This is a genomic window from Microcella sp., assembly GCF_046296455.1.
Taxonomy (GTDB): Bacteria; Actinomycetota; Actinomycetes; order Actinomycetales; family Microbacteriaceae; genus Microcella.
Genome location: NZ_JBKBLF010000003.1, coordinates 106,985 through 121,604, shown reverse-complemented (window position 1 = coordinate 121,604; position 14,620 = coordinate 106,985). Strand labels below are relative to the sequence as shown.

At 62.5% G+C, this 14,620-nt stretch carries 4 protein-coding genes and 1 pseudogene; 1 reads left to right on the top strand and 4 read right to left on the bottom strand.

Going from position 1 to position 14,620, the window contains the following annotated elements; translation table 11 throughout:
- Positions 1–8: 8 nt before the first annotated feature.
- Positions 9–6,770, bottom strand: a complete 6,762-nt coding sequence (locus ACK4HH_RS02915; RefSeq protein ID WP_409648146.1) for an RHS repeat-associated core domain-containing protein — start codon at positions 6,768–6,770, stop codon at positions 9–11.
- An 8-nt stretch (positions 6,771–6,778) separates the two neighbouring features.
- Positions 6,779–9,787, bottom strand: a complete 3,009-nt coding sequence (locus ACK4HH_RS02910) for a hypothetical protein (protein ID WP_409648145.1) — start codon at positions 9,785–9,787, stop codon at positions 6,779–6,781.
- 380 nt (positions 9,788–10,167) lie between these two features.
- Between ACK4HH_RS02910 and ACK4HH_RS02905 the strand changes: the two are divergent.
- Positions 10,168–10,536 (top strand): annotated as a pseudogene (locus tag ACK4HH_RS02905) (recombinase family protein); the annotation flags it as partial.
- A 68-nt stretch (positions 10,537–10,604) separates the two neighbouring features.
- Here the strand turns inward: ACK4HH_RS02905 and ACK4HH_RS02900 are convergent.
- The gene (locus tag ACK4HH_RS02900; RefSeq protein ID WP_409648144.1) at positions 10,605–13,358 is read right to left on the bottom strand and encodes a class I SAM-dependent DNA methyltransferase; all 2,754 of its coding nucleotides are present in this window, start codon (positions 13,356–13,358) and stop codon (positions 10,605–10,607) included.
- 116 nt (positions 13,359–13,474) lie between these two features.
- On the bottom strand, positions 13,475–14,536 hold the full coding sequence (locus ACK4HH_RS02895) for a DUF4238 domain-containing protein (RefSeq protein WP_409648203.1): 1,062 nt from the start codon (positions 14,534–14,536) through the stop codon (positions 13,475–13,477).
- Positions 14,537–14,620 lie beyond the last annotated feature (84 nt).

The following is a 14,620-nucleotide window of genomic DNA, read 5'->3' as shown; positions in this document are numbered from 1 at the left end:
GCGATGAGTCATCGGAACGGACCAAGTTCTGCTTTTGCGCCATCTACCAAGCCCCTAATCAACACCTCAGCTTCATCGTAGATGTCCGGGCTTGCAAGCAAACGTCTCGGATCAATTGCCACCGGATCTAGCTCGAGAAGCACCCCAGGTCCGTTTCCTTCATTAGCAATCTCTTCTGCTATCGATCGGCTGGTTGTCCAGGACGTGAACTGGCTGTTCGTATCACCTCCGTTGTGAAGCGCAGGGTCGGCATGTCCTCCTCGAGGTCGAGCGACCCCGTGAACGGCGTCATCGTAGCCTGCGTGACCAAACGGAACACCTCGGTACAGCGTTTCACCTGCCTCTTGGAGAGTTGCCGTACTCGACGCCACCCCTGGACGCACCGCACCACCACCAGGAGCTACTTGCGGTCGCACGGGAGCAGGTGCGGGCCGGAAACTCGGGGTGCGATTGAGCACGTTCGAGATACCTGTGCGCACTGCCGTGATCGCCGAGGCGCCGGCACCCGATGTCGTGATCGACCGGATCGCAGAACTCAGCAATGGCCCAGCCGCACCACCGACGGCACCCAAGGCACCACCGACGGTGGTGTCGAACAGGAACGAGCCCACATCGAACGGTTTGCCGCTCTCGGACTGCTTGATGACGTTGGTTACCGCAGCCCCGGCAGCGCCGCCGGCGATCGCACACGCCACCACACCGGCACCGGCCGTGGCAACCGTGCAGCCGATACCGACGGCCAAACCGACCACGACTCCGGCGATCTCCGCCTTGTAACGGTCAACGAACGAGGCAGTGGCGTTCCACGCTGACTTGATCAGGTTCGTCGTCTTCTTCCACGCCGACTGAACGCCCGCCCACAGGTTCCCCCAGAACAGACCCGACGGGTCGGACCACGTCACCGGATTGTTCGCCGAGTAGACGTAGGCGTTGAACTGCGCAGGCACTCCGGGACTCAAGAGCGGATCAACGCTGATGAAGGACCCGACTTCAGAGTCGTAGTAGCGAGCTCCCAGGAGGGTCAGGCCCGTGTTGTCTTCCACCGCCCCCAAGAATCCGCGATCACCAGGCAGGTCATCGGATGCACCGCGGGTGCCACCGAATGGGTCGGTGTAGATGCGCTCGACGGCGGTCGCTGCCCAGTTGGTATTCGGAACTGCTGCGACCAATGTGCCCTGGTGATCAGCCACGAAGGACGTCACAGCCCCCAACCCGCCCGAGTTGCGCATGGCGACAATGCGCCCGGCGAAGGAGTAGTGGCGAGTGGCCGACAGCTCCGGCTCTTCTGTGGTTCCGGCGATGAGCAACTCTTGCCCGCCGGGCAGATACACCGTGAGCCCAGCGGCGCTGTCGCGCAGCATTCGGTTGCCGGACGCATCGTAGGCGTACTCCTCGCCGCCTGCGGCGGACAGTTCCCCCTCGACATCCCACACGAAGCCTTGCGTTACACCGCCTGAGCTGCTCGATACCCGGTTGCCAGCCTCGTCATATGCAAACTCGGTCATGGTGCTTGAGCCGCCTGCGACCGCTTCGACCATGCTCGTCAACTGGTGCGGACCAGCCGTCGCGGCACCGTGGGTGTACGTGGTCGTGATGGTCGCGTCCGCGCCAACCCCGTGCTGCACCATGCTCGTACGGTTGCCGAGCGGGTCGTAGGTGTACTCCGTCCAATAAGGGGAAACTCCGCCCACGTCGCCCGCGGTGATCGCCTCTTGATCGGTGGCGCAGTTGCCGTCCCCAGCCGTCCAGGCGACGCTCAAGCGTTGCAGGCCGTCGTAACCGAAGCACTGGTTATCGTGCAGGGCTGAGCTGGATCCCGACTGGTCTTTGATGCTGATGACATTTCCGGCATCGTCGTAGGCGTAGCGCAAATCAAGATCAGTGGCTTGTTGTTCGCGTTGCAGCGAGATTCCGGCTAGGCGCTTCGTTTCTGCCTCGTAGGAGTAGCCGACGCGGGCAGCGTAGGTGTTGCCCAGATCGAGTGCCTGCAGGCGACCGTCAGCTTCGAAGCCGCTGTCGGCCACGTACACGCCCCACCCGAAACCGCCGCCCATCCAGGCCGGGATTGATGCTGTGTCGAACTGGGTGGTGACCACCTCGGAGCCCAGCGCGATCGCGCCCGTGCTGTCGGTGATGCCTGGGTGCTTCACCGTCGCTACCTGACCATCGGCCGTGTAGGTGTACTCGGTAGTGAAACTCAACGACTCCAGCATGTCGGTATACGGCGCGATCTCGGGAAGGGTCATCGTGGTCGACAGGGGTCGGTACGCGTCGTCGTACACATCGACAGAGCTGGTGTAGGGGTTGCCGTCAACGAACCGTGTCGACGAAGCCTGCGCCCCCAGGACGGAGTCACCGTTTTCGTCAAGGGCCGTGTCGTACTGCCACTGGGCGCGCACTGCACCTGTCGGTGACCCGTCGCGCAACGTCAGGGTGCGGCCGAGCGCGTCGTAGGTGTAGGCCACGGTCTGCCCGTTGCCGTTAGTGCGCGTGACCGCTCGATTGAGTGCGTCGTACGTGGTGGTCGTGGTGCCACCATCGGGGTCGGTTGCGCTGGTCTGTCGGCCGGCGAAGTCGAACTCGTAACTCCAGAGGTTGTTCTCCGCGTCTCGCATCTCGACCATTTGGCCGGCGCTGTCGAACTCGTACGTCGTGCTCTGATGCTGCAGTGCCAGCACCTCAGCGGGCGTGTCCGCATCGGCGGCTTGGTCTGCGTCTCGCACGTACTGGCGCAGCTCGATCGTCCGGCCGCGCCCATCCATGATGGCCATTTGCGGTGTTGCGCCCATCGGAGGGATTTGCAGAGTTCGCGCACCGTCGTAGTGCGTCACCGACCGCCACTGCTCGTTCTCAGGCACGGTGGGGTTGCCAATCCAGAACACCTGGCCGATCTGACGTCCGGCCGCGTCGTACTCGAACGTGGTCTGCGAACCCACACCACCGGGTGTTTCGATCGGCGTCATCGATGGAACGCCCGTGGCGTGCCACGGACTCGTCTGGCCCTTAATGCGGCCTGCAGAGTCATAAAAGACATGTGCCACAAGCTGCCCGCGCTCCGACGCGCTATCGTCGCGGTTCACGCCGGCGTTCACTGACTCAGACTGGTACTGGAATGGTCGAAGCAACCCGTCGTAGTGGGTCACACTCGTGTGCTGGGTTACCCCATCCGCTCCGAGCGAGCGAGTAAGGACAGAATTCAGGCCCGTCTTCTCCACCGAGTACTCGTACTCCAGCGACGGGTCTGCAAGTCCCACATGTTGCGGGAAGACCACGGAGACAAGGCGCCCCAAGGCGTCATAGGTGCCGGTGGTTGTGCGACCGTTTGCATCGGTCGTAGAGGTGACCATGCCGGTCAGCGGGTTGAAGGTGGTCGTTGACGTCATCGGCACGGCCGGTCCAGCACCGTCGGGGTCTGCTGTTGTCGATGTGATGGACTGCACCAACCCGCCGCTGGACTGCGTATAGGTCATGGTGGAGACATTGCCCAACGCGTCCGCCAAGGAGGTGGGGCGTCCGCGAAGATCGTAGGCGAGGACTTCCTTCACGAGCACCTGTCCGACGCCGTCGGTTGGGTCAAGGCGTCGCGAGAGGTGCGTTTGACCTTGCGCGTCGTACTCGGCGGTATCCCATGAAATCACCGCCGCCGTGGAAGCTCCTGTGGCGTCACAGTCGGTCGCGGTTACCTTCGTAGACTCCACCAGCGACACCTGGAACGACGCTGCGAGAGCTGCGGCGACGCCTGACGTTCCGGCGTGAGCGTAGGCGACCTGCGTGCACACGTCATCGCTAGAGACCGCTACGTCGCCAAGGTCGTTTACCGATACCAATTGGGCGTATGCGTTGGAGTTCGTCACGGACTTCGTTCGGAAGTCCACCTCGCCCGCGGCATTGAAGGTGAACCCGTGAGTAGTCGTCGACGGGATCCGGGTGGAGTTCACGTCCTTGTTGTTCGTCGCAACAATGACCGGATCTCCGGGGACCGTGATGACCTGGCTCACAGGGGTTGCCCCGTTGTACTCGACGGCGGAGAACACTTGGCCTTGGAATCGAAGCCGGTCAGTGGCCGTGACGACTTCTCCAGCTGGCCCTGCGGTGAGGGTGACTGTGGTTCCCAGTCCGCGGAAGTACTGGGTTCGACTTGACCGACTCTCCCCCTCCGCGCCGACCGTGGTGAGAACCTCCGCGAAGCCTCTGAACTCGGAGTACGTGACTTCCTTGGGTTTCACCAGTGCACTGGTGGGTTTCGCCCATGCGGCTCCACCCAGATAGTCGAACGCCGTCACCACGTTCACGGATCCGGTTATCAGCTCGTCACCCTCAGCAGTTCGCGCTGCGCCGGACTCGGCGATCTCCTTGACAACGTACTTGTGAAAGAAGTCGACGATTTCGTTCTCTTGGCCCTCCGGAGTCCACTCCACCGGATAGCAGAGTCGGTCATTGTCGCGCAGAGCCGTCTCGCTTGTGCCCGGAACTCCCCCGTCGTTGATTCCACACTCCGTCTCATAACCCACGGTCACCGTCGCACCGGTTTCAGTGCTGATGCTCGAGAGGCGAGGTCGGGGCAATGGCAACTGGTTGTCGTTGGGTACTTCGACGCGGTTGCGAAGGAACTCGTACGTGAAGTCGATGCTGGGTCGTTCTATGTCGTCCGTGGTGCTCGTCGTGCCGGCGTGACCGGTCTCGGTAATGGAGGAGAGGACCAACATCGGGTCAACCGCGAACTGCAAGTTCGTCCCAGCCCCCTGGGGTCGGAACGTCTGTCCCAGCTTCCACGACGTCACTGGTTGGTAGGCCGCGCCGTCGAATGCGTGAGTTTTGATGGTCGCGAGGCGATACCGGCTAAAGAAGGCTGGCGTGAAGCTGCAGTCCTCATCAGTGGCCGCCGTGCACACGACATCGATCGGGGTATCGGGCCAGTGATTGTCATCAACGGAAGTTTGGGCGGCGGAGCAGAAGGAGCTGGGATTACTGAGGTCTGTGATGCAGCGAGGACCGTAGCTGAACTCCACTTTTGCTGGCGCCTGGCCTGTGCTGTCGGTGCGGGTACCGAACTCGATTTTCGCCAGGCGGCCGCCTGCGGTGTATGCCGCCGTTCGTTCGGTTTCGGGCCGTTCGCCACTGCCCCAGACGTCGTAGATGTAGTGGTTGGACTCCTTCTCGTAGAAGTAGGTCATCGTATTTCCCAACGGGTCGATGACGTGTTCCAAGTTCCACCGGTAGACCTGCGTACACATGGATTCGGCGAACCCACCGTCTGCTTCCGGCTCGTAGCATCGTTCGCCGGAGTTGTTGCCGAACACGGGCACCGTCCACGCGGAGTTCAAGTTCGACGGACCGTTAGGCACTGATCCGCGACCAAAGAAGTACTGGGTGCCATCGGTTGTGGTCACCTTCCAGTACTCGCCAATCTCGCCACCGTTGCTTGCGCCGGTGAGCCGTTCAACTTTGGTGCCGTCGCTGAACTTCGAGTGCCATCGGTTCGTGCTGCCTTCCCGAATCAGCTCCGACGCACCGCCATTGAAAGACATCGTCGCGTTTTCGGTACCCCAGCACAGATCCCCGCTGGGACGGTCTTCGTTGTTCGACGGAGCCGTATCGTCGTCCATGCATGGCGTGTAGGTACGTTCGATGAACCCCGTGGTGAGATCAAAACCTTCGCCGATCGGACCTGTTTGGTTGTTCGTTGTCGGCAGGCGACCGTCAGACGCCGCGGAGTTGTACGACACCGCCAACTGCGGGGCTGGACCGGATGCCGGCGACGGCACCTCCAAACCCATGGACCATGTGAACGCGCCGGTGTTGCCCGAGTTGCCCCAGGTCGCGGCCGGGGAAAGGCTGGTGGCACCCCAGTTTCCTTGCGCCCCCGACACTCCCGCAGACACAGCCAAGGACCCACCGCTGGTACTGCCGGAAGCAAGCGTCATCGAACTCGCGCTTGACGCAGATACGGTTGCGGAGGCGAGGCTGGCGGGCTCGACAGGCTCGGCCGTGTCGACAGGCACAACCGCGGTGATGGTCTGCGCTTCGCCATTGTTGACGGTGGGAAGCACCTGCGGTGCACATTCGGTGGTTGGTTCGGTGCAGTCGGGAATCCACACGAATCGCAGCCGGGACGCCCAGTCCGACCCGCCGAGGCCGGCAAAGGTGTCGTAGGCGACCGTCAAGGTCACTTCCGACTCAGCCGGTTCCGTGAGAGAAGCGTCGGTGACATCGAGCAGGATGCCCTGCACGCCCGCCGCCTCCGTTTCGGCCTCGCCAGCAACCCGCACCAGCACCGCATCCGGACCGGTGCTCTGCTCGACTGCCTCGACCGTGACGGACACGCCACCGACTTCAGCCTCGACTGGACCTCCCGGCGGTGGTGTGGTCGTTTGCGGCAACACAACCGAGGATGCGTTGGCTCCAGCAGCTGCTGCGAGGGCTGCAGGCTCTTCCGGTTCGGTGAGAACGACCAGTTCTTCATCCTCGGTCGGCGTCACCGCTGGCGGGGGCTCGATCGGCTCCGATCCCGGGGCGGTCGGCGCGGTTCCGCCAAGGGGAACGGCGGGGATGGTGTCTTCTTGGCCGAGTGATTCCAGGAACTCGTCGAAGGCGTCCTCTCGAGCCTGCAACCCGAACGGGGAGCCTTCGTCTGCCAACACCGGGGCGACGGAACCCAAGGCGAACGGGTCCAGCGTGAGGGTGAGGGTCAGAATAGCGGCTGTGGCGGCAAGTGTGCTTCGGCGACGCTTGCCCCGTTGGGGGTTGCGGGGGGAGGTGGTGTTGAACATGAGTGAGCTCACTCCCCTTGCGTGGTGGGATCGAGGGCGCTCTCGCCCGCGGACAGGTCGGTGGCTTCTGCGCCTTGGCATAGGCGTCGAATCTTCGATTCATTGACAATGTCGCCGGTGAACAGGCGCACATTGTCAATCTGCCCCTGCCACCATGCAGTCGCTCCGCCAGCGCTTTGCCCTCGTCCGACGGCGAGAACGCCTCCCGCGTTCCACGGCGTAGCCGTGCGCGCGACGGTTGACTCGTTCGGAACGGCCGGCTCTGGTTGTTCCGGAGTGCCGATATCGCACGTCCACAACGTCATGGATGCTGGATTGCTCGCGTCCGCTGCCGCATAGGCGCCAACCAAGTGAACCCATTCGCCCTCGCTGGCGGGGATCGCCGAGGTGACCGTCGTGGACGCGGTCCCGTCGGCGGTGTCGGGCATGGTGAATGCCCAGCAACCTTCGGGCATGCCCGCACAAGTAGGCACATACTGCAGCTGGAAGCCTGAAACCTCTACGCCGTCCTGGCTAATGATCGTCGCCGGAGCAGTTCCCGTGAAGTTCGGGTCGAGGAGCACGTGGGCGGAGACGACGAACGAATCCGTCGTGTCGATCACGGGTCGCTCCGACACGGCAGCGTCTCCCGTTCCGTCGAAGACGAGCGAGGAGTCGCCTTGACGGGATTGGAACAGGGTGTGCGGTCCTTCACCCCATGTCGCACCGGTGATCGTCAGTGGATGGCCGGGGGTGCCGAAGCTGTCGGTGGCGGTGTTCCCTTCGCCTTCATCGAGAATCCACACCACGTCTTCGATCGGTGTTGCTACCCGGAAGAAGTAGGAGGTCACCAACGAGGGATTCCCGGCGGTGTCGACGGACACAACCGTGAGCGTCACATCCCCCGATGAAGGGGCTGTGAAAGGCACCGTTGCGGTTCCGTCTGGCGTCATAGCGATCGTCAACGGGTTGCTGGCGTCGTTGAAGCCGTATCGGAAGGACACCACATCGTTCGCGGCGCCCTTGTTGAACAGGAACGCACCGTCCATGCCCACGCCGCCTCGTTCGACGCCCTCGAGGTAGATCGCCTCGACACTGTCTGTGACAGGGGTGACGTCAGGAGATGGCGGGGCGCTGGTGTTGACGGCGAAGACGCACCATCCGGACCATAGCCCCGCGCGGGGCCAGGTGCCATCGGCGTCGGTTCCCCTGACGCGCCACGCGTAGGTGTTGCCGTCGACCAATGGCTGTGTCGTCGGGATGGCGGCCGTTGCGTTTTGCCCGCTTGGGACAGTGGACGTGTTTGCGCTTGTCCACAGATTCGTGGTGCCCAATGTCCATGACCCTGGAGTACCGGTAGCAGTCACGATCTCGAAAGCGGCCGTGACATTCTGCCCGTCCGGATCAGACATGAGCGCCGATAACGTCGGGCGGGTGCTTGCCACAGCGGGCGCAGCCCCCGTGGACGTGTTCGGTTGGCAGGCGATGACCTTCGGGGCGGTGATTTGCAGGTTGGTCGGCGCGACCGGGGCACGGTTGTAGACCATCGTGAAGGTCGCGTCGTGACGGAATCGCTTCCAATAGGTAATCGACCCCTCGTTCACCCGCAACCCCATGCGCAGTGCCGTCTGATTGTTCGTCGCACCCCACTGGGCAAGCACCTTGGCGTCAAAGTTCCGGAAGCCCGTGTTCGTTGGCGAGCACGTGGACCGGTGATACTCCGTCCGGGTCTGCCCGGACTCATGCCATGCAAGACCGCCGAAGGTATTGCCAGAGCCAACGTCACCCGTTCGACGAAGGGTGGTTGCCTGCGCGGTGCAGTAGGCCGAGTGCACACCGTTGACGCGGAACGACGCCGACTGAATGTCAGAAGACGCGAGGCTCTGCAGGATCGACAGGCCGGTGAACTCCCACGCCAACCGCTGGTAGAACTGCACATTGCACGAGGAGGTCGTGGAGCAGTAGCCGGTGCCCTGACCGGGACCGGAACTCATGTCGCCCCACTTGTGGAGCGTGTTGGTGTAGCCGCCGCTTCGCACGGCCACCCAATCCGCAGCGCCCTTGCCAGAGATCGTCGGGTCGATGTACACCGGCCACACCGTGGAGCTGCTGGCGAGCATGTCGGCGTCGGCTTCGACCAGCAACGATTGACCGTCCAAGCTCAAGTCGATAGGAACGACCTGGTCGCCTTCTGCCGGCCAGCTGGTGCGGTCGACGTCGACGATGTCTCCGTTGTCGGTCTCGACGGTTGCTCCGGCGGCAGAGTCCCACATTGCCGGTGCGGCTGCTTGGAATTGGATCTCGTCGTTGGCGTCAATGATCTCCACGGAGTTGTCGGTCTCTCGGTAGGTCAGCCCTGCCGACACCGCTGTGGCGAACTCGATCACCAACCCCTCGCTCGAGGCACCCGGCAGCACCGAAGTTCCCAGCAGGTCTGCAAGGTGATCAGCGGAGCTCGGCTCGGCCAGCTCGATCACGGGGATGAATCCGGTCGCGTCGATGTTGACAGTGACGAAGAGCCGAACCCCTTCGCCGAGGTCGTAAACCAGCTGAGAGCCCTCGATGCTCGGCTCCGGCAGAGCAATCGGGAACCAGATGGCGAAGTCGTGGCCGTCCTTCTCGATCGTGCCCAGCGGCGCACCACGGCCTTGGAGCCCGCCCGGGTTCAACTCGATGGGGAACACCGGCGCGGCAACCTCCAACATGCCTTCCTCATTCGAGAGGGAGGAGGCGGTCATTGAAGCGGCGGGAGACTTCGTTCCGGCACCGGAAGCGCTGGGCGCCGAGTCGCTGTTGGATGGAGCCTGGATGGTGGGGTCTAGCTCCACCCATTCGCCGTTGACCTGAACGCGCGAAGGTACGGCAGTCACATCGAGACGGGTCAGACCGTCGCCGGTCGCCCAAGTTGTGTGCCAGGGCGTGCGTTCGGCCAGTACTTCGACGTCTTGCTTGCAGTGAGAGGCGATCGGGGCAGCGTCCTCGAAGGACTGCGCTTGCGTGACCGAGCAATCGATGGCCGAGTTCGACGTCTGCAGCATCCACCCGACGACTGCCCATACGCCAACGCCCACAACTAGCGCTGCCACAAGGCTGAGCGCGACAACTTTCTGCCATCGAGTCGCAAACCACGAACGCACCAAGGTCCCCCGTCTCACGCATTCCACCAGGATGCGTATCGCCGCTAGGCACCCCACGCTTGATCCGAAATGCCCTTGTGGAGCCCGAACGGCTGGCGCTGAACTACGACCGCGGCGCCAGCATATGGGCCGACAAGGTTGAGCGGAATACAACTTCAGGCGATCCTTCTACCCCCATTCGGGGGTCAAAATGGCGATCGTGTAGCGATGCTGTCCAGTTGGGCCCAGATTGAAGGCCGGCTGTTCAACCCGGGCAAACACCGACGGTTCACGAGCGCAGCGGTCTGGAACGCTGTTTCCATGTCTCCGTCCGGATGGCTAGGCGAGGTGAACATCGAAGCGTGGTCCCATGGCATCTCGACCGGCTCGGTCGAAACACGCGCAATGTCCTCGAGCTCATCGAGACCATCTAGAGCAAAGGACAGACGTTCCGCTCTCCCACCGAGGGCATCAGCACCAGTGGCCCCATGGGGGAAGCCATGCTGACGATCATGACCGCGTTCGCGCAGCTTGAGCGTGACACCCTCGTCATACGAACCCGCGCTGGCCTGACATTCGCCCGAACTCACGGACGGCTCGGCAGCAGGCCGCCCAAGGTCGACGACAGGCTCAGTGAACGTGCCCGAAAGCTCGCAGCGAGCGGGGACTAAACCCGAGTGGAAATCGCGGAGATGCGCCAGATCAGTCGAGCCACGTTGTACCGGGCGCTGCAGCCGCTTTAGTCAGCGGCTTCACCGACCGGCGACCGCAACCCCGAACTGGCCGTTCGCGCGTCTCTCTCCTGCACCAACGCAAGCAGATGAGCAACGCGTTCGTCGGCCGAGCCGAAGCCTTCTGGTCGATAGAGCCGATCCACGTAGGCGTCGACCGCGGAGTGCGCGGTGCGCAACTCGATGGGCATCACGACGGGATCGTAAAGATCAGCGAGTGTCGAATCCGGATACAACGCCCGAGCATCAAGCACGGCGCGTCCAAGCTCCGCCAAGCGACCCCTTTCGGCGTCGCTGATTGGTGGGAGCACGAAGTTGTTGTACACGACGTCTTTCGAGTACCGCACGTCGCTCTTGAGCCGACCGCCTACGGTGCGAAGCCAGTCGTTGTGCATTGCGCTCGTCAGCAGAGCAAAGAGGTCTTCAGTCGCGCCTTCGATCGCGAGGCACGAATCTGCGATGACGTTTCCGGGCCCGAAGAACTGCATAGGTACATACGGCCTGCGTTCCGACGATACCCGCGGGATCGCCAGCACTGTGGTGTCGGGCGACTGGGTGATCTGTGCGAATAGGTGCGGAATATCCGCAAGGCCCGGTCTGGCTGATGCGGCCCGAACCTCGCGTGTTGCTGCGATGCGCGCGGCGACCCGGGGCATCGCCCGCAGCTGCGCCGGCGATATCCCCTTAAGCCAGAGAGTGAACCGTTCAGCGCCCTGCAGAAACTCCTTCGCGCCGATGTACGGCAGGATCCATTTCGCGGCGTCGGGTTCGGTTGCCAGGAGCTCGTCGCGCTCGTGCGGCAACAACAGCAGGTGGCCGCCATCTGCGGGCATATTCCCGAAGGCCATTCGGGGCCCTCCGCTGATTTGCTCTTGACGGTTGGACACCACGAATTCGCCACCGGCGATCAAGTAGGGACTGATCGACTGGACAAGGTCGAGGACTGGCTCGCCGGCGATGTCGGGGTAGTCGAACAGCTGGGCGGGGTGCCGCTCGGTTCTGGCAAATCCGACGATCACGCAGTGCACTGCGGCGACGCCTCGGGCTGCGTTCGTCCAGCGGAATGTACGGTGGGCGAAGGTGATGTGGTTGCCGTGCTGGTACAGCCGCGGCCACAGAATGCCGGGCTGCTCGCCCTGGCTGATCGAGTTCGTTGACACGAAGGCAGTCTGAATAGCAGGGTTCGCTTCCATCATCCGGTCGGCCAGGATGTACCAGCCTGTGACGAAATCGAGGAACCCCGATTGCGGGTACCCGTTGGCTACAGCCTTCAGCTCTGCTTTCTGGCCTCTATCCATGGTCCGCGAACCCAGGAAGGGCGGGTTGCCGAAGATGAAGTTGAGCTCGTGAGCGTCGATGACGCTTGACCAGTCGGTGGTCAGCGCATTCGCGTTCACAATATGAGCACCCTCGGTGAGCGGCAGCCGGGAGTAGTCGTGGCCAATCCTTTGGGCCGCTTCGGTGTTCATCTGGTGGTCCGTGAGCCACATTGCCGTACGTGCAATCTGTGCCGGGAACTCGTCGATCTCGATGCCGTAGAACTGCTCGACCCGTACTCGGAAATCGGTCGCGAGGAACACCATCGTTGAGTGGTTCGCTTTTGCCTCCAGGACCTTCATCTCGAGGCGTCGCAGCTCGCGGTAGGCGACGATCAGAAAGTTTCCGGATCCGCACGCCGGGTCCAGGAAGTTGAGTGCCGCGATCTTGTCGTGGAACGCGGCCAGCCGGGCAGCGCTTTGCTGTGATCGGCGAGCTTGCTCGAACTCGGCGTAGAGGTCATCCAGAAACAGCGGCTTGATGACCCGGAGGATGTTCTCCTCGCTCGTGTAGTGCGCACCAAGGTCGTGTCGTGCGTCGCCATCCATCACCCCTTGGAACATGGCGCCGAAAATTGCGGGGGAGACCTTGCGCCAGTCCGGCTGGGAGGCGAGCAGAAGCGCAAAACGCATGTTTGCGTCGAAGTCGGGCGCTGCGGTCACCTCCGCGAAGAGTCCGCCATTCACGTACGGGAAGCGCGCCAAGTCTTCGTCGATGTTCTTTGACCGTTGGGCTTGCGGCGTGTTCAGCACTTCGAACAGCTTCGATAACCGCGGGCCCACGTCTGTGCCGTCCTCAGAGGTCCTATTGCGCACGTAGTCGCGGAACTGCTTCGGCTCGAAGATGCCGGCGTCTTCAGAGAAGAGACAGAACACCAGCCGCACGAGGAACAACTCGAGCTTGTGACCGACGTAGCCGGCAGTCTCGAGTGCGTTGTGAAGTTCAGCCATTCGCTCCGCGGCCTGCCTGTTGACCGGCGATGCTTCCTCGGCCTTGGTGCTCTGTTGCTCAATGAGTGGGCCAAAGAGCCTTACATGCTTAGGGAGATCCTCCAGCGTGAATTCCGTGACGGCTCGGGTGTCGAGGTCGACGTGCTGGAACGATGCGAAATCGGACAACACGACAGCCTGCGGGAGGTCGTGGTCGTCGAGCCCGTCGAGGTACTCGAACGCCTGGGTTCGCGCGACGTTCAAGTCGCGGCCGGCCGACTTCTGCTCGGCCAGCAGGCGGCCCGGGAGGAACATGTCGATGAAGCCTCGACGTCCACCGTCGAGCTTGACGGCGTATTCAAAGTAGCCGCCGGCGCGGCGCCTGTTGATGCCGAAGACTTCGAGGAAAGCCGCCCAGAAAGACTGGCTTTCGCCCTTCTCATACGTTTCGCCGGCCCAATCGTCAGCGAAGGCCGCAGCGCGCGCCTGAATCTCGTTCCATGCCAATCTCGCCACAGGCTCACTTTATGGCGGTGAGACGCCATTCCTTGCCTTGAGCGCAAGGATCTCGTATTTGAGTCAGGGCAGGACGGCCACGTCAGCCCACGACTCTGGATATTGTCACTAGTGGTTCACGGTCGGCCGCCTGAGTTGACTTGGACGTCATGAACATCAGATGCGCGCAGTCGGTTAATTGGGCGACGGACGGTCGTTGAGTTCGCGCGGCGACCTGGGGCGGACGCTCCGTCGGAAATGCGCACGATTGGCTTTGCTTCAGGCATAGGCATGCTGGCGAAAGTGGGGTGATCTGGGTGTGCCGCAACCCAGTCCACTGACGCGTCAAGTACCAAGGAGTTGTGCTCTGCCGCTGCCGCCGAGGCTTCTTCCCCGCACATGCGCACAGAGCTAGCATCCCAACACTGCCCTGTAGGCCCGAAGGCCAGGACCGTGGTCGGCGAAACCGCAAGCAGGATCTCGTCAGCCGTCGCAAACCCCACACCCCGATTGCTTTGCAGCTGGATGATGTCCCGTGGATCGATACCCGGGCCGCTTACGTTGGGTAGACCCTCCGGATCAATGGACGGAAGCGGCAGATCGGCCGACATGACGACAGGCTCATCTCCGATGAACAGCAGCGGCTGGTCAAGGTAAACGACTACAAGTGGCCTCGGGGCCAAGTACTCATGAGCCTGTTGAGAGAGCGGTCCGAACATGCGCAAGTGATCATTTGGGTGGGGGACGATGTCGAGAGTTTCGATGTCGTCAGGCGTGAGCCGCCCTTGATTCACCAGCTTCATGCCGTAGTCGTTGACGATCTCCATAGTCCGCCGAACCCTCATTCCACGGACGTACTGCATGCTCACGAAGGTGTCGATCACGAACCGTTCTTGAGCAGTGAAAGGTCTTTGCTTCACGAACGCACGAGCCTCAATCCGTTCGCGGAGGATGGTCGCCATGGCGCCTTCCACCTCACTCAAAATCGCTTCAAGTCGCCCGTCCAGTACTTCGTTGGTCGTCACGGCAGTGTAAAAATCGCGAACTGCGAGGTCCCCGATGTTCCGAACGGAACTGACGCCCGTCGATCGATTTCGAACGCGGATGCGGCCCTTCGCATTAGCGAACCTTGCCAAAAGGACTTTCGGGACAATGTGGTGGCGATCACCGACTGCAGCACCCGGTTGCAAGCTACTCATCCAGCGGTGGGCGGCCTGTTCAGCGGCGGCTGGCGAGGAGGACAGATCCCAGAGGTTGTGCACCCTTCATTTTTGCGTGTCGTG